This is a genomic window from Xanthobacter agilis, assembly GCF_021730435.1.
GTDB lineage: Bacteria > Pseudomonadota > Alphaproteobacteria > Rhizobiales > Xanthobacteraceae > Xanthobacter > Xanthobacter agilis.
On sequence record NZ_JABWGX010000033.1, the window covers coordinates 1 to 21,320 of the forward strand.

Below are 21,320 nucleotides of genomic sequence, written 5' to 3' on the forward strand. Positions count from 1 at the left end.
CTTCGGCCTTGGCCGCCCGAAGCCCACGCCAGCGGCGGCCACCCCGCCACCGTCGGTAAGCGTTGCGCGCGCCGTGGACGAGATTCGGGCGGCGCTGGGCGCGCGCATCCGCGCCGTGCTGCGCGGGACGCCGGCGGAAATCGCGGTGGCGCTGGTGGCCGGCGACCGCTCTGCCATCCCGCCCCAGGTGGAAGAGAGCATGCGCGTGTCGGGCCTCACGCATATCCTCTCCATCTCCGGCCTGCATATGGCGCTGGTGGCGGGAACGCTGTTCGCCCTGGCCCGGGGCGCCCTGGCGCTGGTGCCGGCGCTCGCCCTGGGCTGGCCGATCAAGGCGGTCGCCGCCGTGCTGGCTCTCGCCGGCAGCGCCTTTTACCTCATGCTTTCCGGCAATGACGTGCCGGCGCAGCGCTCATTCGTGATGACGGCCCTGGTGCTTAGCGGTGTGCTGGTGGGGCGGCGGGCGTTGACGCTTCGGACCATCGCGGTCGCCGCCGTGGTGGTGCTGGCGTTCACGCCGGAAGCGGTTCTGGACCCCGGCCCGCAGATGTCGTTCGCCGCGACCCTGGCCCTGGTTGCCGCCTATGAGCGGCTGCAGCCGCTGCGCGCCCTGCCACGGCCCGATGGGCTTGCGGCGCGGATCGCCATGATGCCGGTGGCATTCGCGGCGGGCATCGTGGTCACCGCGCTGATCGCCGGGTTCGCCAGCGGCCCCTATGGGGCCTTCCACTTCCAGCGTTTCGCGCCATATGGCGTGCTCGCCAATCTCGCCGCCATGCCGGCGGTCTCGCTGCTGGTCATGCCGTTCGGCCTCATCGGCGTGCTGCTGATGCCGTTCGGCTGGGATTCCTTGGCCTGGCCGGTGATGGGCGCGGGCATCGACATCATGCTGGCGGTGTCCGACCATGTGGCGGCGCTGCCCGGTGCGAACGGCCGGATCGACACGGTGAACGCGACGGCCCTGTTCTGGTTCACCGTGGCGCTGCTCGCCCTGTGTCTGCTGCGGGGGCTGCCGAGCCTCATCGCCGCGCCGCCCTTGATCGCGGCCATCTTGCTCTGCGGCGCGCCGCCCCGTCCGGCGGTGCTGATCGCGCCCAATGCCATGACGGTCGCCGTCCGTGGCGCCGACGGGCGCCTGTCCGTCGTCGGAGGGCGGGCGCAGCGCGTGGTGGTGGAGCAATGGCTGACCCGCGAGGGAGACGTCCGCTCGGCACGGGCGCCGGAATTGGAGCGGGGCTTCACCTGCGACCCGCTCGGGTGCGTGGCGCCGTTGCCCGGCGGGGGCACGCTCGCCGTTTCGCGGCGCGCCGAGGGCCTCGCGGCGGATTGCCTCGATGCACGCATCGTTGTGACCTCGGACGCGCCACCGAAAGGTTGCCCCGCCCGCGTGGTGACCTCAACGGAACTGGAGCGCACCGGCACGCTGGCGTTCGTCCTGGACGAGGGCACTCTGCGCGAACAGCCGGCCCGCAATCCTGCTGTTCAGCGGCCTTGGATGCCGCGCCTGCCACCCCTGCCGCTGGAGGATGCCGACCGATCACCGGATCGCTCCGCCACGGAAAGCGACGATGCCGTTGCGGAGTGAAGCACCGCGCCGGCCTTACCCGCCTGCGGTGCCGGCCCTCGCCGCGCCGCTGGGGCCCGCCCCGCCGTCAATAGCGCCGCATGAGGCCGATCAGGCGGCCCTGGATGCGCACCCGGTCCGGACCGAAGATGCGGGTTTCGTAAGCCGGGTTGGCGGCCTCGAGGGCGATGGAGGCGCCCTTTCTGCGCAGGCGCTTCAAGGTGGCTTCCTCGTCGTCCACCAAGGCGACCACGATGTCGCCGGTTTCCGCGCTGTCGCATTTGCGGATGAGAACCGTGTCCCCGTCCAGAATGCCCGCCTCGATCATGCTGTCGCCGCGCACCTCAAGGGCGAAATGTTCCCCCTGCCCGAGCATTTCGGGCGGTATGTTCAAGGTGGCGCTGCGGGTCTGGATGGCGGAAATGGGCGTGCCGGCGGCGATCCGCCCCATGACCGGCACGGTCACGCTCTGGTTCAGGTCCGGTTCGTCCTCGCTCACGGGACGAACCCTGCCGAGGCTTCCCTCGATCACCGAGGGAGAAAAGCCGCGCGTGCCGCCGCGCGGGGTTGCGAGCCCCGGCGCCACGCTGTCCGGCAGCCGCACCACCTCCAGCGCCCGCGCCCGGTTTGGCAGGCGGCGGATGAAGCCGCGCTCCTCAAGGGCGGTGATGAGCCGGTGAATGCCGGATTTGGAGCGCAGGTCGAGCGCTTCCTTCATTTCGTCGAAGGAGGGGGGAACACCCGTCTCCTTCAACCGCTCATGGATGAAGCGAAGCAGATCGTATTGCTTGCGCGTCAGCATCTCACCCCCCGTTCCGGTGCTGCCGCCCCACCGCAAGCGGCGCCATTCCGCAGCCTTTGGCTGGGAAGGCGTGCTCGCGGAAGCGTCGCAAAAGTGCGAAACAAATCAAGAACAGTGTCTATCTGTTCCTTTTGTGTTCCGCAAGGGTGAAGATCGGGTAAACACCCCCTTAATCGTGGAAGGGGATGATCTCGCAGGGGTCTCCGGCTTCGCCCGCAGGCGCGAAGGGAGGCCGCACCAGCAGGCAATCGGCCGCCGAAAGCACGCTGAGCATGGCGCTGTCCTGGGAGGCCGCCGGGGTCACGCGAACCGAGCCGTCCGGATCGTGCTCCATGTGCGCGCGCATGAAGTCGCGCCGCTGGTCGTTGGCGGGCACGCCCACGGCGAGGCGAGCGGGCGCGGTGCGCACGATGGCCGCGGCGTCGCCCTGCATCGCGCGCACCAGCGGCTCCAGGAACAGCAGCGCGCAGACGTGGGACGACACCGGATTGCCGGGCAGCCCGAGGCAGCGCACGTCGCCGCGCGAGCCATACATCAAGGGCTTGCCGGGCCGCAGGGCGATCTTGTGTACATAAAGGTCGACCCCTTCCGCGCGCAGGGCGGGCGCCATCAGGTCGTGGTCGCCGACGGACGCCCCGCCGGAGGATACGACGAGATCGAAGCTGCCATCGAGCGCGCGGGCAACGGCGGCGCGGATCTCCGCGAGGTCGTCGCTGACCAGGCCGAGGTCGGTCACCTCGGCGCCGGCGCGGGTGGCGAGCGCGGCGAGGCCGAAGGCGTTGGAGACCACGATCTCGCCGGGTGCCCCGGTGCCGCGGCCGGGCAGCACCAGCTCGTCGCCGGTCTGGATGATGGCGATGCGCGGACGCCGCGCCACCGGCAGGCGGGCGTGGTCCATGGCGGCGGCGAGCATGATGTCGCGACTGGTGAGGCGCCGTCCGGCCTTGAGGCCGCTCGCGCCCTCCAGGAAATCGCAGCCGCGCTTGCGGACGTTCCGCAGCGCCGCCGTGGCGGCGGTCGTGGTGATGCGGTCGCCGTCGCGGGTGGTATTCTCTTGAATCACCACGGTGTCGGCGCCCTCCGGCACCACCGCCCCGGTGAAGATGCGCACCGCCGCGCCGGGGCCGACCCCGCCCTCGAACGGGCGGCCGGCGGCGGATTCGCCGATGACGAGCAGGGTTGCGGGCGTCTGCGCGATGTCGGATCCGCGCACCGCATAGCCGTCCATGGCCGACATGTCCGCCGGCGGTTGGGAACGACGGGCCTTGAGGTCCATAGCCAGCACGCGGCCGGCCGCCTGTTCCACCGGAACCTCTTCGATGCCGAGGGTCGTGACCGATTGGGTCACGCGGCTCAGCGCCTCCTCGACGCTCATCAGCGCCATGACCGTTTCCTTCCGTTTTTGCTGGCGGCTCAGTCCTGCGCCTGCCACAGGCCGCTGCGTCCGCCGGATTTCTCCAGCAGCCGCACGCCGTCGATGCGCATGGCGCGGTCCACCGCCTTGGCCATGTCATAGATGGTGAGACAGGCCACGGATACCGCCGTGAGCGCCTCCATCTCGACGCCGGTCTGTCCGGACGTCTTCACCCGCGCGCGTACCACAAGGCCGGGCAGCGCGGCGTCAGGCGTGATGTCCAGCTCGACCTTGGACAGCATGAGCGGGTGACAGAGCGGGATCAGCTCATGGGTGCGCTTGGCGGCCATGATGCCGGCGATGCGCGCGGCGCCCAGCACATCGCCCTTTTTGGCATTGCCGGACACGATCAAATCGAGCGTCTGCGCCGCCATGACCACGCGCCCTTCGGCGCGCGCCTCGCGGGCGGTGACCGCCTTTTCGGAGACGTCCACCATGCGCGCGGCGCCCTGGTCGTCGAGATGGGTCAGGCTCGCCATGGCGGGCGCGGGGCTCCGGAATCGCTGAAAGTCGGGGAAGGATGGCGTCAGCGGCGCCCCCTGTCCACCGCGCGGGCGTCGCACCGTCGGTGGGGGCATCCGCCTCCGTCCGTTGGCGCGGGGGCCGGCCTATGCCAGATCGTCCGACCACCGCTGGGAGCGGAAGGCCAGGGCGATGGCGGCGGCACGCGCGCTCATCAGCTCGTCGCCGGTGGCGGTGGCATCGACCGTGGCGCAGGCGGCAAGGGCCCGCTCCAGCAGCCGCGCCTTGGGGTAGACCGGCTCGGACCGCCCGCCATGGCCGAAATAGTCGCAGCGGGCGACGCTCATCAGCCGCGCGAAGCGACCGGGGTTGTCGAAGGCATCGAGGCGTAGCAGCATGGCCGCCACCGGCCCGGCCCGCACTTCCGACGTGCGGTGCACGCGCTCGCACTCGTACAGCGCGAGGCGCGCGAGGTCGCGACATCCCGCCGACACGCCGAACCGGTCGGAGATGGCCGCCACCCGCGGCGCGCCACGCTCCATGTGGCGATAATGGGCCGGCAGGTGTTCCTTTGGCGAATCCGACTTCCCCACATTCATGGTGAGGAGCGCATAGCGCACGTCGAGGGGGGCCGCGATGGATGCCGCCTCGTCCAGCGATCGCAGCAGCAGCTCGCCCAGGTCCACCTCGCCGGGGTCATCAGCGATCTGCGGCACGCCGAACAAGGCGTGGACCTCCGGCAGGATGATTTCGAGGACGCCGCACGCCCGTAGTGCGTGCAGCATGGTGGACGGCTTGCGCCCCATCAGCCCGCGTTCCAGCTCCAGCCAGACGTCGCGCGGCGGCAGCCGGTCCACCGCGCCGATCTCCATCTGCTCGAACATGGCGTCGAGGGTCTCTTCGTCCGCATCCGCGCCTTCGGACAGCAAAGCGGCGAAGCGCAGCAGGCCCAGACCGGGATGCATCTGCACAAGGTCGGTGGGGAAGGGGGGGCTATCGTGATCCATTGCTAAAGTGGACCACCAGGAAGGCCCATTCGGCAAGACAAGACTGCATCACGGCGGAATCACCAAGTCAGCACCGTCGGGTGGCCTCGGCGTCGGTATCAATATACGCCCGTTGCGGTTGTGCTGCATCACACCCATGCGCTTGGGGACCAAGTCCGCGCCTGCGCAGGGGGCGTAGGGACAGCCTGCAACGCCGCGCCGCGCCAGTTGCCGCGCGGTGTGATCGATCTGCATCGCCGCGCCGGAAGCTTCACGCCGCGTTACAGCAGTTCATAATTTGTCCATAGAAGCAGGATGAGAGTGCGCTATTGTCCAGTGCGATCAGCTTGGGAAGCCTGCATTGTGAGAGCATTCGTGGCCTTGTCTGCGTTTCTGGCATCTGGTGCGCTGGGCCTCGGCCTCGTGTTCAGCCAGATGGTAACGCCTGCTCCGGCGGGGGATGTCGGCACATCGCCGGCGTTGTCCGGCGCCGTCATGTCCAATGTCCCTCTCGCCCAGGCTCCGCTGAAGCTGACCCAGGCACAGGGCAGCGGCGTTTCCGCGAATGCCGCCACATCCAGCGATCCGGCGTCCCGGGCCGCGGCGGCGGTTGCCGCGCAGCCGGCCGGTGCTACGGGCATGGGGGCCGCGGCGGCGCCGGTGCCCGCCGCGCTCGCGCCGGCAACGGCTCCCACACCGACGACCGCGGGGATGCAGGCGCCCGCGGCCATGCCGGCCACCGGCCACCGTTTCCTTGCCTATACCTCCGCCAATGTGGACGGTCCCTACATCGCCATCACCTTCGATGACGGCCCTAATCCGGAGACCACGCCGAAGCTCTTGAAAATACTGGAAGCGCGGGGGATCAAGGCGACGTTCTTCGTGGTCGGCATGCGCGCGTCCGAAAATCCGGAGATGCTGCAGCGCATGGTCGCGGCGGGGCACGAGATCGGCAACCATTCCTGGAATCATCCGCAATTGCCGAAGGTGAGCCTCGCCGAGGTGGATCGCCAGCTAACGCAGACTTCAGCCGCCATCCACGCCGCGATCGGCAAGGATCCCATCTATCTGCGCCCGCCCTATGGGGCGATGACGCCGGCGCTGCGCAGGTACATCGAGGACAAATATGGGCTGACCATGGTCTATTGGTCGGCCGACTCCCTCGATTGGAAGAACCGCGATGCCCAGGCCATCTACGACAAGGTGATGGCGCAGACCCGACCGGGTGGTATCATCCTGATGCACGATATTCACGCCACCACGGTTGCCGCCGTGCCACGGGTGCTCGATGCGCTATTGGCCAAGGGCTACAAGTTCGTGACGGTGTCCGAACTCATTGCCATGAACAAGCCGGTGCCGCCGAAGACGGTGGCGGCGCTGGCGCCGGCGCCGGTCCGCAAGAAGCCGAAGCCGCAGGCGACCCCTGTCTCAGTGGCCCCTGTCTCAGTGGCGCCCGGCTCCGCCAAGCCGGCGAAGCCGGCAGGCGCGGCCGGAACGGTGACGCGCCCCGCTGCCGCCACGCCCGCGACCAGCCTGTTCTGACGCGTGGGCCGACCGTCCCGGCGCGAGAGCGGGGACGCACCATAGACCCATTCAGGGAATGGATTAGGCGGGCTTCCCGCCTACACCGGTGCGGACGCCTTGTCGGCGTGCACCGTGGACGCCGCGCCATGCGCGGTGTTCCGCGCTTGCGGACGCTTGTGCGCCCACGGTTGCCGGTCCGTTCAGTCTTTCGCCTGGATCGCGTCGGCCCACGTGGGCGCCGTTGCGGACCGTCGGCAAGTTCTTCCCCGCTCGTCCATCGGTTTTGGCGACGCATCCCCTGTTCGGGGGATGCCGCGGCATCCCAAATAGGGCATTGAGTGGCCTGCCGGTCAGGCGATGCAGGTGTTGGTGGGGGCTCCAACAGACTGCTGCGATGCACTGCGGGTTGTGCCCGATCGCGGAGGGCCCGCAGTGCATCGCCTTCTTCCTCTCCTCACCGCGCGCCGACCGGGTTGCAGGGGCCGGGCTGTTTTCAGCGCATCGCAAAGGCGTCTTCGAACCGCATGATCGCGGCGCGGGTGCTTGTCATCACTGCCGCCGCGTGCTGACCCTCGCGGGCGAGATCAAGGATGACAGCCGATGCCCGACCACGACTTCAATGCCCAGCGCCTGTGCGTCAACGACGACTTGTTTGAAGGGGCCGTTGTCGCCCTTGCCCCGGAGCAGGCCCATTATGTGGCGAACGTCATTCGCCTCGCTGTCGGCGCCGATCTGTTGCTGTTCAACGGGCGGGACGGGGAGTGGCGCGCGCGCCGGGTGGCGGCCGGGAAGCGCGATGTGAAACTGGAGGTGGGGGCGCAGATACGTGCCCAGCCCGCTCCGCTCGCGGTGGAATATGCCTTCGCGCCTCTCAAGCATGCGCGGCTCGACTACATGGTGCAGAAGGCGGTGGAGATGGGCGCCGGCATCCTGAGCCCGGTGGTGACCCGCTACACCCAGGTTTCCCGCATCAACCTGGAACGGATGACCGCGAACGCCGTTGAAGCCGCGGAGCAATGCGGAATCCTGACACTGCCGCGGATCAATGCGCCGCGTCCGCTTGCCGATTGGGTCGCGGACCTGCCGGCCGGGCGGGTGCTGGCCTTCTGCGACGAGGCCGCGGCGGCCAGTGATCCCATCACCGCCTTGCGGCAGGCCCCTGCCGGGCCGGTGAGTGTGCTGGTGGGTCCGGAGGGGGGATTTGCGCCGGAGGAGCGCACGATGCTGCTGCCACGGGCCGTGATCCTGTCCCTGGGACCTCGGATCCTGCGGGCCGATACCGCGGCTGTCGCAGCGCTCGCGCTGGTGGAAGCCGCGCGCGCCGCCATATAATTTCTATAATGTGAGGAATGAAAATATAATATGATTTAGCTGATATCTGATCTTTCAATCTTCTTGCGGTGCAAAATGACGCAATATCACCGTTTTGTCGAGACTATATATTGCATTGCACGCAGTTCTGACGGCTCTTTCCACGAAGACGGGGTGTTTTTACGCCCCATTTTCGACGGATTTTGCGCCAGTCTGTCGCCGCTGTTGGAGACGCTTCAGGCGTCTCGACCTATAGTTTCATAAGAACTTTTCGGAGGTGGCGATGTCGCAGCAGTACCGATTCGGTATCGAAGAGGAGTTCTTCGTCGTCGATGGGGCCACCAAGGCGGTGCAGCGGCGCATGCCATCGGGCTTCAGCGAGGCCTTGACGGCGGAACTCGGGGCTTCGGTCAGCGGTGAGCTGTTGCAAGCCCAGATTGAGATCGCGACCCAGCCGGCGACCACCGCGAACGGCGCGCGGGAGGAACTGCGGCAGCTTCGGCGCGCCGGCGGGGAGGTGGCGGCGCGGCACGGGCTTGCCTTCATCGCCGCCGGCACCCACCCGACGGCGACCTGGGATGGCGCCCGCGCCACCCGCACCCACCGCTACGACGGCCTCATGAATGACCTGAAGATGCTCGGCGAGCGCAACATGGTCTGCGGCCTCCATGTGCATGTGGAACTGCCCGATCCGGACGACAGGGTGGATGTGATGCGCCGGCTCGTGCCCTATGTGCCGCACTTCATCGCCCTGGCCACCTCTTCCCCCTTCTGGGGGTCCAAGCAGACTGGGCTCATGGGCTATCGCCTCGCGGCCTATGACGAGTTGCCCCGCACCGGGCTACCGGAAATGTTCGAGAACAACGCGGATTACGAGCGCTATGTGGATGCGTTGGTGTCGGCGCGGGCGATCTCGGATTCAAGCTACGTGTGGTGGGCCGTCCGCCCCTCGCGCAAGCTGCCGACGTTGGAATTACGGGCGCCCGACAGTTGCACCCGCATCGAGGACACGGTGGCCATCGCCGCCCTCTACCGGGCGCTGGTGCGGTTCCTGGTGCGCAATCCCCACCACAATCGGGATGTGGGGGCGGTCGATCGCGCCATCGCCGCGGAAAACAAGTGGCGGGCACAGCGCTATGGGGTTCACGGCTCGTTCGTGGACCTGGCGCAGCGCCGGGCGGTCTCGGTGCGCGATGCGGTGGACGGGCTCGTCAATCTGGTGGCGGAAGACGCCGAGGCCTTGGCGTGCCTCGACGCGCTCCTGCATGTGCGCACCATCGCCGAAGCCGGTACCAGCGCCGACGTGCAGCTCGCCGTCTATCAGGAAGCGCAGCACCGCACCGGCAACCGGTCCGAGGCCTTCACCGCGGTGAAGGCCTGGCTGGCCGAAGCGACGCTGCAATGATGCGCAGGCGGGCGAGGGCCGCGCACCGCGGTCGCGGTCTGCCTTTGGGTCAGGGCTGGAACGGCACCACCGTCTGGTGTTGCTCGCCGAGGCCGGCGACCGACAGGCGCACCGCGTCACCCGCCTTTAGAAAACGGGGCGGCTTGTAGCCGAGGCCGACGCCCGGTGGAGTGCCGGTAGTGACGATGTCGCCCGGGTCGAGCACCATGAACTGGCTGAGGTAGCTCAACAGGAACGGCACCCGGAAAATCATGGTGCGGGTGGAGCCGTTCTGCATCCGCTCGCCATTGACCTCCAGCCACATGGCGAGGTCTCCGGTGTCCCCCAACTCGTCGGGGGTGACCAGCCACGGGCCGACCGGCCCGAAGCTCTCGCAGCCCTTGCCCTTGGTCCACTGACCGGTGCGCTCCATCTGGAAATTGCGCTCGGACACGTCGTTGCACAGGCAATAGCCGGCGATATGGGCGAGGGCGTCCTTCTCGTCCACATACCGGGCGCGGGTGCCGATGACGAAGGCAAGCTCCACTTCCCAATCGAGCTTGGTGGAGCCCTTCGGGATGAGGATGTCGTCGTTCGGGCCGCTGATGCAGTTGGGCGCCTTGTTGAACACCACCGGCTCGGCGGGGATGGGGTTGCCGGTCTCGGCCGCGTGGTCGGCGAAATTCAGCCCGATGGCGATGAAATTACCCGGTTGCGGCACGCAGGGGCCGAGTCGCGCCCCCTCGGGTGCCAGCGGCAGGCTATCCGGATCGAGGGCGGCCAGCCGCGCCAGGACCGCCGGCGACAACGCCTCGCCGGTGAGGTCGGCGACATGGCCGGTGAGGTCGCGTACGCGACCGCCAGCGTCCACAAGGCCGGGCTTTTCTTCTCCCTTCGCGCCGAAACGAACCAGTTTCATGCCAGATGTTCCTTCCATGCGGGGCGCCAGCGGGGCGCGGGACCGTGCGGGCGGATGCACGCTGGCCTTAGACGCGGCCCGGGTCAATGCTGTGTGCGGTGCAAAATATGCCCTGTAAGGGCAAGGAGTTCCGGGACCGCGCACGAATCGCGTCTCGATCAAGGGCTGTATTTCCTGCGCCCCTGACGCGACATGATGGGCGGTGGGCGGGAGAAGTTTCGGCATCCGGCGGAAATCGAGACGAGGGCGGGCGCATAGGCCCTGCCTGCCCAGGTGCATTCGCCAGCACGTCTTACGATTGCCGGTGGCAGTATTCGCGGGAAGACTATTAGCCGTCTTCTCATTCTGAGCCATATACTGCTTACGCCTTAGGCGGGGCGGGCTTTCAGGCATTGGCACTTCCGTTTTTCGCGGGAGCGTCATAAAAGGGAAGCACGACTCCGGGTAACTGCAGCAAGCACCCGCTTGAGGCCCGCGCCGCGGGGACAGCGGGGCGTTCTCAAGTACCCCGGGACGGTGACTCTTGAGGGGTGGCCATGGTCGGGTTCCAAAGCGTGGAGGTCCTGGCGTGAGCGAGAGTCCGGATGCGCGACGTTATCGCGCCCTGTTTCTTTCTGACATTCACCTGGGCACCAAAGGCTGTCAGGCCGAATTGCTGCTCGACTTCATGAAGTATCATGATGCCGATGTGATCTATCTGGTCGGCGACATCGTCGACGGATGGCGGCTGCGCTCCTCCTGGTACTGGCCCCAGAGGCACAATGACGTGGTGCAGAAGCTGCTGCGCAAGGGGCGCAAGGGCACGCGCATCGTCTATCTGCCGGGCAATCATGACGAGTTCCTGCGCGATTATTATGGCAGCCACTTCGGCGGCATCGAGGTGATGGAGACCGCCATCCACGAGGCGGCGGACGGCAAGCGCTATCTGGTCATCCACGGCGACGTGTTCGACGTGGTGGTGCGCCACGCCAAATGGCTCGCCTTCATGGGCGATTGGGCCTATTCCGCGGCGCTGATGGCAAACACCTATGTGAACCGGGTGCGCCGCAAGATGGGTCTCACCTATTGGTCGCTCAGCCAGTGGGCGAAGCTGAAGGTGAAGAACGCCGTCAACTACATCGGTAAGTTCGAGGAAGCGGTGGCCGACGAGGCCAAGCGCAACTCGGTCGATGGCGTCATTTGCGGACATATCCACCATGCGGTTATTCACGATCAGTTCGGCGTGCGCTATGTGAATTGCGGCGACTGGGTGGAAAGCTGCACCGCCATCGCCGAGCACGACGACGGCCGCATGGAGATCATCTGCTGGACACGCAATCTGAAAGCGGCTCCGGACAGCGAGTCGGATTTGGTGGAAGGACAGGCCCAGGCGGCCGCCTGATGCGCGTCCTTGTCGCGACGGATGCATGGCATCCGCAGATCAATGGCGTGGTGCGCTCCCTGGAGTACACGGCGCGCGAGGCGGAGCACCTGGGGGCGGAACTGATGTTCCTGACCCCGCAGGAGTTCCGCACCGTCCCCATGCCCACCTACAACGAGATCCGCCTCGCGCTCGCCACGCCGCGCATGATCATGCGCCGGATCGAGGCGATGCAGCCGGATTTCGTGCACATCGCCACCGAGGGGCCTATCGGCATCCTGGTACGCCGGGCGTGCATCGCCTCCCGACGCACCTTCACCACCTCCTACCACACCAAGTTTCCGGAATACCTTTCCGCCCGCGCGCCGGTGCCGGAGCGCTGGACTTATGCCTGGCTGCGCTCGTTCCATAATGCGGCCGGTGGCGTCATGGTCTCCACCGGAACCCTGGAGCGGGATCTGGCGGCACGGGGCTTCAAACGGCTGATGCGCTGGTCGCGCGGGGTGGATGCGGACCTGTTCCGCCCGCGTCCGGAGGCGACGCTGAACATTCCGCGCCCGGCGTTCCTGTTCGTGGGCCGGGTGGCGGTGGAAAAGAATATCGAGGCGTTCCTGGGGCTCGATCTGCCGGGCTCCAAGGTGGTGGTGGGCGGCGGCCCGGCGCTGGAAAGCCTCAAGGCGCGCTATCCCGAGGTGCATTTCCTGGGGCCGAAGGAGGGGGAGGATCTGGCGCAGGTCTATGCGGCCTGTGATGTCTTCTGCTTCCCGAGCCGCACCGATACCTTCGGCATCGTGCTCCTGGAAGCCATGGCCAGCGGCCTGCCGGTGGCGGCCTATCCGGTCACCGGCCCCATGGATGTGCTGGAGGGGGCGACCGAACAGGTCGGCATTCTGGATGAAGACCTGCGCGCCGCCTGCCTGAAGGCGTTGGAGCTGTCGCCCGCCGCCGCACGGCGGTTCGGCGAGCGCTATACATGGCGGGAAAGCGCCCGCCAGTTCCTGGACAACGTCTTGATCGCCCACGACATCGGCCCGATCGCACGGCGCTATCGCCTTCGGCTGCGGCGTCGGGTAGCTTCGGGAGCATGACCGCCTCCATTGCCCTGCCCACCGCCGCCGATGTGGATGCCGCCGCCCAGCGCCTGAAGGGCGTTGCGGTGCGCACGCCGCTCGTGTTCTCGCCCGTCCTCAGCGATCGGGTGGGAACCCGCGTGTTCCTGAAGCCCGAGACGTTGCAACGCACCGGCTCCTTCAAATTTCGCGGCGCCTACAATCGCATCGTGCAGATTCCCGAGGGCGCGCGGCGCGCCGGCGTGGTGGCCTGTTCCTCGGGCAATCATGCCCAGGGCGTGGCCGCCGCCGCCCGGCTCCTGAACATGCCGGCGGTGATCGTGATGCCCCATGATGCGCCCGCCCTGAAGCGCGAGCGCACCCTTGCCCTTGGTGCCGAAGTGGTCGGCTATGATCGCGCCACCGAGGACCGCGACGCCATTGCCCGCGCCATCGCCACGGAGCGCGGCGCGGTGATGGTGCCGCCCTATGACGACAAGGACGTGATCGCCGGCCAGGGCACGGTCGGCCTCGAAATCATCGAGGATCTGGCAGTCCTGGGCCTTGCGCCGGACCTGGTGGCAGCCAACGCCTCCGGCGGCGGCCTGATCGCCGGCATTGCGCTGGCGGTGAAGGCGCGGGTGCCCGGCGCCCATGTGGTGGCGTGCGAGCCGGCGGGGTTCGAGGACCATGCCCGCTCGTTTCGCTCCGGCGTGCGCGAGCGCAATGCCGCGCCCACCGGTTCGTTCTGCGACGCACTGCTGGCGCCGACGCCGGGCGAGATCACCTTCGCCATTTCCCGTGATCTGGTGGGAGAGGCGGCATCCGCCACCGATGACGAGGTGGCGCGTGCGGTCGCCTATGCCTTTACCGAGCTGAAACTGGTGGTGGAGCCGGGCGGGGCGGTGGCCCTGGCGGCCTTGCTGGAAGGCCGGTTGCAGGCGGAGGGAACAGTGGTGATCGTGCTGTCCGGCGGCAATGTGGACGCGGAAACCTTCACCCGCTGCCTGAGGGGGTGAAGGCGCCTCGCCCGCTTAACCCGTGCGAACCTGGGGCCGGCTGCGAGCGGCGCGGTTCGCGCGGCGGTCGGCGGGTGCTACCCCTTCCGCGCCCTGCGCTCCTGGTGATTCCGCCCGGCGGCCGGCGTGGGGCAGAACGAGTCTTCTGATTTCATGTCCACGGGTTCTGCTTCCTCCGGTTCCTCATCCATCGGATCGCCATCACCGGGGGCCGAGCCCGGCATGAACCGTGCTCCGGAACCCGGCCCTGGCGCGCGCCGTCACCCGCGTGGCAACCTGAAGGTCGCCCTCGGGGCAGCGTTCGCCACCTTCTACCTGCCGCTGGGCATCCAGATGCCCTATCTGCCCTTGTGGTTGCAGAGCCGGGGGCTCGATCCGCAGGAAATTGGCATCGCCATCGCCGTGCCCCTGGTGACGCGGCTGTTCGCCACTCCGGTGCTGGGCTTCGTCTCGGACCATGTGGGGCGGCCGCGGGCGACGCTGACCGCGCTTGCCGCCATGACCGTGCTCACCATGGGCCTGCTCGCCCTCGCCCATGATCCCCTGGTTGTTTTCCTGGTGCTGGGGCTGATCGCGCTGAGCTGGCATCCGAGCTTCGCCCTGCTCGATTCTTATGCCGCGCGGCAGGCGCGGGCGGGGCGCGCGGACTATGGCCGCTCGCGGCAATGGGGGTCGGGCGCCTTCCTGGTGGCCAATGTGGCGGGGGGCCTCGTCATCACCGCCACCGGGGCGGGATCGGTGGTGTTGTGGATGGTGCTCGGCCAATTGTCCTATCTCGCCGTTTCGCTGACCTTGCCGGAGCTGGATGCGCCCCCGGCGCCGGCGCCCCACGAGCGGGAGCGCGGGCCGGTGCCCAGGGCACTGGTGCTCGGCGTGGTGGCGGTGGCCCTGGTGCAGGCGAGCCATGCCCTGCTCTATGCCTTCGCCTCGGTGCATTGGCGGGCGGAAGGCTGGTCGCTCACCACCATTGGCCTGCTGTGGGCCACGGGGGTCGCGGCGGAGATCGTGCTGTTCCGCTTCGGCACCCGGCTCATGGGCCGCATCGGCCCCTATCGGCTGATCGTCCTTGGGGGTGTCGCCGCTTTGGCGCGGTTCGGCGTCATGATGTTCGATCCGCCCCTGGCGCTGTTGTTTCCGCTGCAATTGCTCCATGGCTTCACCTTCGGCGCCACCTATCTCGGCATGGTGGAGATGGTGGCCCGCGGCGTCGCCGCCCATCGTTCCGGCGCCGGCCAGTCCCTGGCGGCTTGGACGGTGAACATCTTCATGTCGGCGGCAACGGTGGCCTCCGGCCCGCTCTGGGTCGCGGTCGGGGCGAAGGCGTTCGCGGTGTCGGCGGTGCTGGGTGTCCTCGGGGCGCTGGTCGCCCTGCTGGCGCGGCGGCGCGCGGGCGGAGATCAGCCCCAGAGGGCCGGCACCGGCGGATAGACCGTCGCGCCCTCATAGCGCAGGCCCGGCGTGCGGTCGCGGGCGAGCAGCAGGGGGCCGTCGAGGTCCACCACCTGCGCCCGCTGCGCCACCAGCAGCGCCGGCGCCATGGCAAGCGAGCTCGCCAGCATGCAGCCGACCATCAGCGAGAACCCCAGCCGCTCCGCCTCCGCCGCCAAAGCCAGCGCCTCGGTGAGGCCGCCGGCCTTGTCGAGCTTGATGTTGATGGCATCGTAGCGACCGCGCAGCGCGGCGAGGCCCGAACGGTCATGGACGCTTTCGTCGGCGCAGATCGGCACAAGGTGGGGCATGTGGGCGAGTGCGCCGTCGTCGGCGGCGGGCAGGGGCTGCTCCACCAGTTCCACGCCGGCGGCCGCGCACGCGGCGAGGAGGCCCGGCAGCTCGGCCGTGGTCCAACCCTCGTTGGCATCGACGATGAGCCGGGCGCCGGGCACAGCGGCGCGCACGGCGGCCAGCCGCTCGGGATCGCCGGGGGCGCCCAGCTTCAGCTTCAACAGCGGGCGGCCCGCGCCGGCGGCAGCGTGCGCCATCGCGGCGGGCGTGTCGAGGCTCAAGGTGAAGGCGGTTTCCAAAGGCTTCAGTGTGGTGATGCCGGCGCGGGTCGCGGCCGGAATCCGGCTCTGCTTCGCCTCCAGGTCCCAGAACGCGCAATCGAGGGCATTGCGCGCCGCCCCCGCCGGCAGACGCCGCTGAAGACCTACCCGGTCCAGGCCCGCCGCGATCTCCGGCGCCAAGGCGGCGATGGTGGCGGCCACCCCATCAACGGTTTCTCCATACCGCTGGTAGGGCACGCATTCCCCGCGACCCTGGTGCGCGCCGGCGTCCAGCCGCGCCACCACCACCACGGCCTCGGTCTTGGAGCCGCGCGCGATGGTGAAGGTGCCGTTGATGGGAAAGCGCTCGATACTCACGCTCAAGGCGGGTGCGGGTGCGGGTGCGGGGGCTGTGGTCGTGGTCAAGGTGTGCCTCAAATGCCGATGTCGCCGAAAAACCGCCCGGCAAAGAACCGTAGGGCGTCGGCAGCGCGGCCCAATATGATAAGGAAATCCGTCAGCGACGCGTGCCGTCTCGAATCGTAAGCCGATTCGACGGAACATGTGGCTGGGGCATGGCTCGGATGTCATTCATCCCGTCCAGCCCGTTGCGGATGGTCAGTTGCAGATGGTCGGGTATAAGCGCGGGTGACTGCGTCCACGGGGGTGATCGCATTCCGCCTGCCGCGCCGAAGCGGAAAGGCCGGGGCATGTCCGGCCAGGATCCGCCGGCCGACAGACAACCGGGTCCTGGAGAGGTCGCGTTGCCCCATACCTCACTGATTTCCGTGCATACTCAGGATGATCGCCTGACCGTCGCGGGACGGGGTGAGTGGACGTCCGAACATGCGGACGAGCTGGAGCATGCCGTGGGTGAGGCGGTGGCAGCATACCCTTCGCCCAAGGGGGTCGATTTCGACCTCGCCGGCGTGGAGCGCATGGACACCTTCGGGGCGCTGCTGTTCGAGCGCCTGCGCCGGGCCTGGGATGGGCAGGGCATCGCCACGGCGATCCAGGGCCTCTCGCCGCGCTACAAGATCCTGCTGGACGAAATGGCCCGCGCCGGTCGCGACCCGCGCCCGGCGGCCCGGCGGCAGGAGGCCATCGTGGAGCGGCTGGGCCACTCGGTGGTCGACACCGGCATCGATGCCCTGGCCTTGCTCAATTTCATCGGCGCCACCATCGCCGCCATGATGCGGGTGGTGATGAGGCCGCGCACCTTCCGCTTCACGGCGATGGTGAACCAGCTCGATCGGGTGGGCTTCCGCGCGGTGCCCATCATCATCCTCATCACGTTCCTGATCGGCTGCATCCTGGCGCAGCAGGGCATCTTCAATTTCCGCCGCTTCGGGGCGGAAATCTATGTGGTGGACATGGTGGGCGTGCTGGTGCTGCGCGAGCTCGGCGTGCTCATCGTCGCCATCATGATCGCCGGCCGCTCGGGCAGCGCCTATACGGCGGAACTGGGCTCCATGCGCATGCGCGAGGAGATGGACGCCCTGCGCGTGATGGGCTTCGATCCGATCGAGGTGCTGGTGGTGCCGCGCATCATGGCGCTGGTCATCGCCTTGCCGATGCTCACCTTCATCGGCTCCATGGCCGCCATCTTCGGGGCCGGGCTGGTATCGTGGGGGTATGGCGGCATCACGCCCGAAATCTTCATGCAGCGCCTCAAGAGCGCCATCGACCTCGACCAGTTCAACGTCGGCATGATCAAGGCCCCGTTCATGGCGGCGACCATCGGCATCGTGGCGTGCCTGGAGGGCATGCGGGTGGGCGGCAGCGCGGAATCCCTGGGTGCCCACACCACGGAATCGGTGGTGAAGGCGATCTTCCTGGTGATCGTCATGGACGGCGTGTTTGCCATGTTCTTCGCCGCGATCAACATGTGAGGCGGGGATGGACGCACGCACCTCACCCGCCGACGCTCCCGCCGCCAACGGCAAGGAAGCCATCATCAAGGTCCGCGACATCGTCGTGGGGTTTGGCGACCGCATCGTGCTGAACCACCTGGACCTCGACGTGTACCGGGGCGAGATCCTCGGCTTCGTGGGCACCTCCGGCGGCGGCAAGTCGGTGCTCACGCGCACGATCCTGGGTCTGGTGCCCAAGCGTTCCGGGCTGGTGGAGGTGTTCGGGGAAAATCTCGACGACCTCAACGAGACGCAGCGCTCGGCGGTGGAACGGCGCTGGGGCGTGCTGTTCCAACAGGGCGCGTTGTTCTCATCGCTGACGGTCAAGCAGAACATCCAGTTCCCGTTGCGGGAAAATCTCAAGCTTTCGCAAGGGCTGATGGACGACATCGCGTTCGCCAAGATCGAGATGGTGGGCCTGAAGCCGGACGTGGCGGAAAAGCTGCCCTCGGAATTGTCGGGCGGCATGATCAAGCGCGCGGCGCTTGCCCGCTCGCTGGCGCTCGACCCGGAAATCCTGTTTCTGGACGAGCCCACCTCGGGGCTCGACCCCATCGGCGCGGGTGAGTTCGACGAGCTCATCCGCACGTTGCAGCAGACTTTGGGGCTCACCGTTTTCATGGTAACTCACGACCTGGATAGTCTGCACACGGTCTGCGATCGCATCGCGGCCTTGGCAGAGGGGAAAGTGATCGCACAGGGCACCATCGAAACCATGATGCAGGCGACGCATCCGTGGCTGCGCGCCTATTTCCACGGCGCACGGGCACGGGCGGTGATGCAGGGGCGCGGCTGAAGGCGGCCGTCGCGGTCAGGGCAATCGAGAGCAAGGCATGGAAACACGGGCCAATTACACCATCATCGGAGCCTTCACGCTGGCCATCATCGTGGCCGCGTTCGGCTTCGTGTACTGGTTCGCCGGGCCGCAGGACTCCAGTGCCCGCAAGGCCTATGAGATCGTTTTCGACGGCTCGGTGGCCGGTCTGCGCCAGGGCAATTCGGTGCTGTTCAACGGCATTCCCGTGGGCCAGGTGCAGAGCCTCAACCTGGTGCCCAACCAGCCCGGGCAAGTGCTGGTGCGGGTGAGCATCGACAGGTCGGTGCCGGTTCTGTCGGATGCGCGCGCGGGCCTTGAATCCCAGGGCATCACCGGCATCGTCGCGGTGGGCATCCGCGGCGGCAAGCCGGACGCGCCGCCTTTGCCCATCGGGCCGGACGGCGTTCCGCGGATTCCCTCCGACGGCGGCACCGGCATGGCCGGTCTGCTGAGCGCGGCGCAAGGCGTGGCGCGGAAGATCGAGGTGGTGCTGCAGGCCATCAATCCCGAGGAGATCGCCGCCATCATCAAGAATGTGGAAGTGTTCTCGAAGGCGGTGGCGGACCGCTCCAATGACATCGGCACCCTTATCGAGCAATCCAAGAATCTGGTGACGCAGCTGAACGACGTCGCCGGCAAGGTGGATACGGTGGTGGACAATCTGAAGGCGGCGACCGAGGACAAGAACGGGCTTCTCGCCCAGGCGACCGATGCGGCGACCTCCGTGCGTCAGCTCGCGGACAATTTGGACCAGCGCACCGCGCTCCTCACCAACGAGATTGCCCGCTTCACCGGGCCGGGCCTGCGCCAGTATGAAGCCTTGGCGACGGACGGGCGGCGGACCCTGAGCGAGATCGACCGCGTCCTGCGCAGCATTGAGCGCAATCCGCAGCAATTCATTATGGGCGGCGGTCAATCCGTGCCGACCTACAGGCGATGAGCAGCAGCATGACCCACGCGCGCAGGAGCCGTTCCCCTGTCCTGAGCGGCCTCAAGGGCTGGGGTTGGATGGCCCGAGCCGGAGTGCTCTGCCTTCCCCTGGTGCTGGCGGCCTGCGGTTCGGCGCCCACGCCCACCTTCAATCTCTCCGCTCCGCAGGGCTTTACCGCCGGCGGGCGGGGCGACGGGCAACTCGTCGTGGCGCCGCCGTATGCCTTGGCTGCGTTGAACACCGACAAGATCTATGTCGAACCCGCGGCGGGACAGATCGCCTATCTCGGCGATGCCCAATGGGGCGACAGCCTGCCGTCGCTGCTTCAGGCGCGCATCATCCAGTCATTTGAAAACGGCAGCCGGCTGAAGCGGGTGGCCCGCCCCGGCGAGGGCATCATCGCCGATTACCAATTGGTTACGGACATCCGCATGTTCGGCCTGCGCATCACGCCCGAGGGGCCGGTGGCGGTGGTGGAGCTGTCGGCCAAGCTGATCGGCAACCAGAGCGGCCGCATTCTGGCGGCGCAGGTGTTCAAGGCACAGGTTCCGGCCACGGGAAGCTCCGGGCCGGAGGCGACCGCCGCGCTCGACACGGCGTCCGATCAGGTGCTGGTCGCCATGGTGCGCTGGGCCTCGGGCAAGTTCTGAACCCGCGCCGCCTGGAGTGGTTCCCGGCAAGCCCACCTCGGGCGGACGTCGAGCGCCTTGTGTGGCGTCCATCGGGGCAGGTTTAAGGGCTCTCCTGGTCCCGCGCGCTCCGCCGCCGATCGCTTCTTTTCATCGCCGAAATCCGCTCGGCCGGCCGCGCCAGGGCACGCGTTGACGCGTCGCGATAAATCCCTGTGCGTGAAGCGGTGCGTCACGACACGCATCGCGCGGTCGGGCCATGTCGTGGCCGGCGCGCGCGGCGGGGTGATGCTCTCTGGAACGAGAAAGACCCCCGCCGGTGCCATCACCGGCGGGGGTCTTTCTGGTGCCGGATATGACCGTGTGTCGGCGGGGGCGAGGCCTCAGATGCCGACCTTGTTCAATTCGCCATAGACTTCGTCCGCCCAGGTGCGCAGATCCATGAGGCCGGCATAAGCGGACCAGATCTCGATGCCGAACTTTTCGGCAAGATCGTTCTCGGTCGCGGAAAGGGCCTCTTCCACGGGCGTATAGGTCCGCTCCAGATGCGACCACAGTTCCGAGGTGCAACGTGGCAGATCGATCAGGTGGAGATTGCGGCCGGCGGCCGCCTTCTCGACACGGGCGAAGGCCTGGGGATCAAAGGTGCCGCCGACCGCATTGCGCACGACGATGATGTTCGCCACCGGCAGCGCACCGCCCACCACCACATCCTCCACCAAGGTCGCGACGTTCTCGATGGAGTGGGACTCGGGCTTGGTGATGACCAGGAGGTCGATGTCAGGCGAGTTACGCTGCTGCATGATGTGGGCGACGCGCCGGTGATGCGCCCATTGCACCAGTTGCGGCACCACATTCGCGCCGAGATCCAGCACCGCGCCGCCGGTGAGCAGCAGGCCGCCGAAACGATCCCAGTAGCGCAGCGGGGCGTTGGCGTCGTTCTCGGTCTTGGTGGAGGCAAGGGCGGAGCCGATGCCCAGTTCCAGAACCTTGGTGGGGAAGAACTTTCCAATCTTCGAATGGCCGGTGCCGTCGGTGAAGTCCGCGGCCACGAGCTTGTAGGCCAGCTCGCGCTTTTTCAGGGCGGAATACACCATCTGGGCAAGGGTGGTCTTGCCCTGGCCCCCGGCATACGCGGCGCAGATATAGGTCTTCATGGATGGAAGGCTCCCTGACTGGGCCATGCGACGCCCGCAGGCGTTAGGCTGCGGGCAGTTGAAGCGAAATTATATTACACGAATAAGTCCATACCGC

19 protein-coding genes are annotated in these 21,320 nt (G+C 67.7%); 12 read left to right on the forward strand and 7 right to left on the reverse strand.

The features are described 5' to 3' along the window. A partial coding sequence (locus HUW53_RS19035; RefSeq protein WP_237347340.1) for a ComEC/Rec2 family competence protein occupies positions 1-1,585 on the forward strand: 1,585 nt, incomplete at its 5' end. Positions 1,586-1,652: 67 nt separating this feature from the next. Here the strand turns inward: HUW53_RS19035 and lexA are convergent. The 4 genes from lexA to HUW53_RS19055 form a co-directional block, all read right to left on the reverse strand. After that, the gene (gene lexA / locus HUW53_RS19040; RefSeq protein WP_237347341.1) at positions 1,653-2,366 is read right to left on the reverse strand and encodes a transcriptional repressor LexA; all 714 of its coding nucleotides are present in this window, start codon (positions 2,364-2,366) and stop codon (positions 1,653-1,655) included. A gap of 169 nt (positions 2,367-2,535) precedes the next feature. Continuing rightward, entirely contained in the window at positions 2,536-3,750 is a 1,215-nt protein-coding gene (locus HUW53_RS19045; protein WP_237347342.1) for a molybdopterin molybdotransferase MoeA, read from the reverse strand. 29 nt (positions 3,751-3,779) lie between these two features. Further along, positions 3,780-4,259, reverse strand: coding sequence for a cyclic pyranopterin monophosphate synthase MoaC (gene moaC / locus HUW53_RS19050; protein ID WP_237347343.1), 480 nt, complete (start codon positions 4,257-4,259; stop codon positions 3,780-3,782). 129 nt (positions 4,260-4,388) lie between these two features. Further along, positions 4,389-5,249 (reverse strand): tRNA nucleotidyltransferase/poly(A) polymerase-related protein, encoded by an 861-nt coding sequence (locus HUW53_RS19055; RefSeq protein ID WP_237347344.1) that lies wholly within the window; start codon positions 5,247-5,249, stop codon positions 4,389-4,391. 360 nt (positions 5,250-5,609) lie between these two features. Here HUW53_RS19055 and HUW53_RS19060 point away from each other — a divergent pair, with 360 nt between their 5' ends. The 3 genes from HUW53_RS19060 to HUW53_RS19070 all read left to right on the forward strand — a co-directional run bounded on the left by HUW53_RS19060 (position 5,610) and on the right by HUW53_RS19070 (position 9,468). Next, positions 5,610-6,770 (forward strand): polysaccharide deacetylase family protein, encoded by a 1,161-nt coding sequence (locus HUW53_RS19060; RefSeq protein ID WP_237347345.1) that lies wholly within the window; start codon positions 5,610-5,612, stop codon positions 6,768-6,770. A gap of 582 nt (positions 6,771-7,352) precedes the next feature. Further along, the gene (locus HUW53_RS19065) at positions 7,353-8,084 is read left to right on the forward strand and encodes a 16S rRNA (uracil(1498)-N(3))-methyltransferase (protein WP_237347346.1); all 732 of its coding nucleotides are present in this window, start codon (positions 7,353-7,355) and stop codon (positions 8,082-8,084) included. 262 nt (positions 8,085-8,346) lie between these two features. Then, positions 8,347-9,468 carry a carboxylate-amine ligase gene (locus tag HUW53_RS19070; protein WP_237347347.1) on the forward strand — a complete coding sequence of 374 codons (1,122 nt, stop codon included), beginning with the start codon at positions 8,347-8,349 and terminating at the stop codon, positions 9,466-9,468. Between the two features lie 49 nt (positions 9,469-9,517). Here the strand turns inward: HUW53_RS19070 and HUW53_RS19075 are convergent, their stop codons facing one another. Then, positions 9,518-10,366: a fumarylacetoacetate hydrolase family protein gene (locus tag HUW53_RS19075; protein WP_237347348.1), complete on the reverse strand. Its 849-nt coding sequence runs from the start codon at positions 10,364-10,366 to the stop codon at positions 9,518-9,520. Positions 10,367-10,934: 568 nt separating this feature from the next. On the opposite strand from HUW53_RS19075, the gene HUW53_RS19080 reads away from it, so the two are divergent. The 4 genes from HUW53_RS19080 (at position 10,935) to HUW53_RS19095 (ending at position 15,222) form a co-directional block, all read left to right on the forward strand. Next, the gene (locus tag HUW53_RS19080; protein WP_237347349.1) at positions 10,935-11,747 is read left to right on the forward strand and encodes a UDP-2,3-diacylglucosamine diphosphatase; all 813 of its coding nucleotides are present in this window, start codon (positions 10,935-10,937) and stop codon (positions 11,745-11,747) included. After that, positions 11,747-12,814 carry a glycosyltransferase family 4 protein gene (locus HUW53_RS19085; protein ID WP_272904321.1) on the forward strand — a complete coding sequence of 356 codons (1,068 nt, stop codon included), beginning with the start codon at positions 11,747-11,749 and terminating at the stop codon, positions 12,812-12,814. The genes HUW53_RS19080 and HUW53_RS19085 overlap by 1 nt, the downstream gene beginning before the upstream one ends. Next, on the forward strand, positions 12,811-13,794 hold the full coding sequence (locus tag HUW53_RS19090; RefSeq protein ID WP_237347350.1) for a threonine ammonia-lyase: 984 nt from the start codon (positions 12,811-12,813) through the stop codon (positions 13,792-13,794). The genes HUW53_RS19085 and HUW53_RS19090 overlap by 4 nt, the downstream gene beginning before the upstream one ends. Before the next feature lie 222 nt (positions 13,795-14,016). Next, the gene (locus HUW53_RS19095; protein WP_237347351.1) at positions 14,017-15,222 is read left to right on the forward strand and encodes an MFS transporter; all 1,206 of its coding nucleotides are present in this window, start codon (positions 14,017-14,019) and stop codon (positions 15,220-15,222) included. On the opposite strand, the gene dgcA is transcribed toward HUW53_RS19095, so the two are convergent. Then, a complete protein-coding gene (gene dgcA / locus HUW53_RS19100) occupies positions 15,192-16,202 on the reverse strand; it encodes an N-acetyl-D-Glu racemase DgcA (RefSeq protein ID WP_237347352.1) in 1,011 nt (336 codons plus the stop codon). The genes HUW53_RS19095 and dgcA overlap by 31 nt on opposite strands. A 338-nt stretch (positions 16,203-16,540) precedes the next feature. On the opposite strand from dgcA, the gene HUW53_RS19105 reads away from it, so the two are divergent. The 4 genes from HUW53_RS19105 to HUW53_RS19120 all read left to right on the forward strand — a co-directional run bounded on the left by HUW53_RS19105 (position 16,541) and on the right by HUW53_RS19120 (position 20,087). After that, the gene (locus tag HUW53_RS19105) at positions 16,541-17,668 is read left to right on the forward strand and encodes an ABC transporter permease (RefSeq protein ID WP_237347353.1); all 1,128 of its coding nucleotides are present in this window, start codon (positions 16,541-16,543) and stop codon (positions 17,666-17,668) included. Positions 17,669-17,675: 7 nt separating this feature from the next. Beyond that, positions 17,676-18,485: an ABC transporter ATP-binding protein gene (locus HUW53_RS19110; RefSeq protein WP_237347354.1), complete on the forward strand. Its 810-nt coding sequence runs from the start codon at positions 17,676-17,678 to the stop codon at positions 18,483-18,485. 37 nt (positions 18,486-18,522) lie between these two features. Beyond that, positions 18,523-19,446, forward strand: coding sequence for an MlaD family protein (locus HUW53_RS19115; protein ID WP_237347355.1), 924 nt, complete (start codon positions 18,523-18,525; stop codon positions 19,444-19,446). Between the two features lie 68 nt (positions 19,447-19,514). Then, positions 19,515-20,087: an ABC-type transport auxiliary lipoprotein family protein gene (locus HUW53_RS19120; RefSeq protein WP_237347356.1), complete on the forward strand. Its 573-nt coding sequence runs from the start codon at positions 19,515-19,517 to the stop codon at positions 20,085-20,087. Between the two features lie 362 nt (positions 20,088-20,449). Here the strand turns inward: HUW53_RS19120 and HUW53_RS19125 are convergent, their stop codons facing one another. Beyond that, positions 20,450-21,223: a hypothetical protein gene (locus HUW53_RS19125; RefSeq protein WP_237347357.1), complete on the reverse strand. Its 774-nt coding sequence runs from the start codon at positions 21,221-21,223 to the stop codon at positions 20,450-20,452. Between the last annotated feature and the right edge of the window lie 97 nt (positions 21,224-21,320).

Coding starts and splice junctions, on each gene's coding strand:
- lexA (WP_237347341.1), bottom strand. CDS start 2,366: ATGCTGACGCGCAAGCAATACGATCTGCTTCGCTTCATCCATGAGCGG.
- HUW53_RS19045 (WP_237347342.1), bottom strand. CDS start 3,750: ATGGCGCTGATGAGCGTCGAGGAGGCGCTGAGCCGCGTGACCCAATCG.
- moaC (WP_237347343.1), bottom strand. CDS start 4,259: ATGGCGAGCCTGACCCATCTCGACGACCAGGGCGCCGCGCGCATGGTG.
- HUW53_RS19055 (WP_237347344.1), bottom strand. CDS start 5,249: ATGGATCACGATAGCCCCCCCTTCCCCACCGACCTTGTGCAGATGCAT.
- HUW53_RS19065 (WP_237347346.1), top strand. CDS start 7,353: ATGCCCGACCACGACTTCAATGCCCAGCGCCTGTGCGTCAACGACGAC.
- HUW53_RS19070 (WP_237347347.1), top strand. CDS start 8,347: ATGTCGCAGCAGTACCGATTCGGTATCGAAGAGGAGTTCTTCGTCGTC.
- HUW53_RS19075 (WP_237347348.1), bottom strand. CDS start 10,366: ATGAAACTGGTTCGTTTCGGCGCGAAGGGAGAAGAAAAGCCCGGCCTT.
- HUW53_RS19085 (WP_272904321.1), top strand. CDS start 11,747: ATGCGCGTCCTTGTCGCGACGGATGCATGGCATCCGCAGATCAATGGC.
- HUW53_RS19090 (WP_237347350.1), top strand. CDS start 12,811: ATGACCGCCTCCATTGCCCTGCCCACCGCCGCCGATGTGGATGCCGCC.
- HUW53_RS19095 (WP_237347351.1), top strand. CDS start 14,017: ATGAACCGTGCTCCGGAACCCGGCCCTGGCGCGCGCCGTCACCCGCGT.
- HUW53_RS19110 (WP_237347354.1), top strand. CDS start 17,676: ATGGACGCACGCACCTCACCCGCCGACGCTCCCGCCGCCAACGGCAAG.
- HUW53_RS19115 (WP_237347355.1), top strand. CDS start 18,523: ATGGAAACACGGGCCAATTACACCATCATCGGAGCCTTCACGCTGGCC.
- HUW53_RS19120 (WP_237347356.1), top strand. CDS start 19,515: ATGGCCCGAGCCGGAGTGCTCTGCCTTCCCCTGGTGCTGGCGGCCTGC.
- HUW53_RS19125 (WP_237347357.1), bottom strand. CDS start 21,223: ATGAAGACCTATATCTGCGCCGCGTATGCCGGGGGCCAGGGCAAGACC.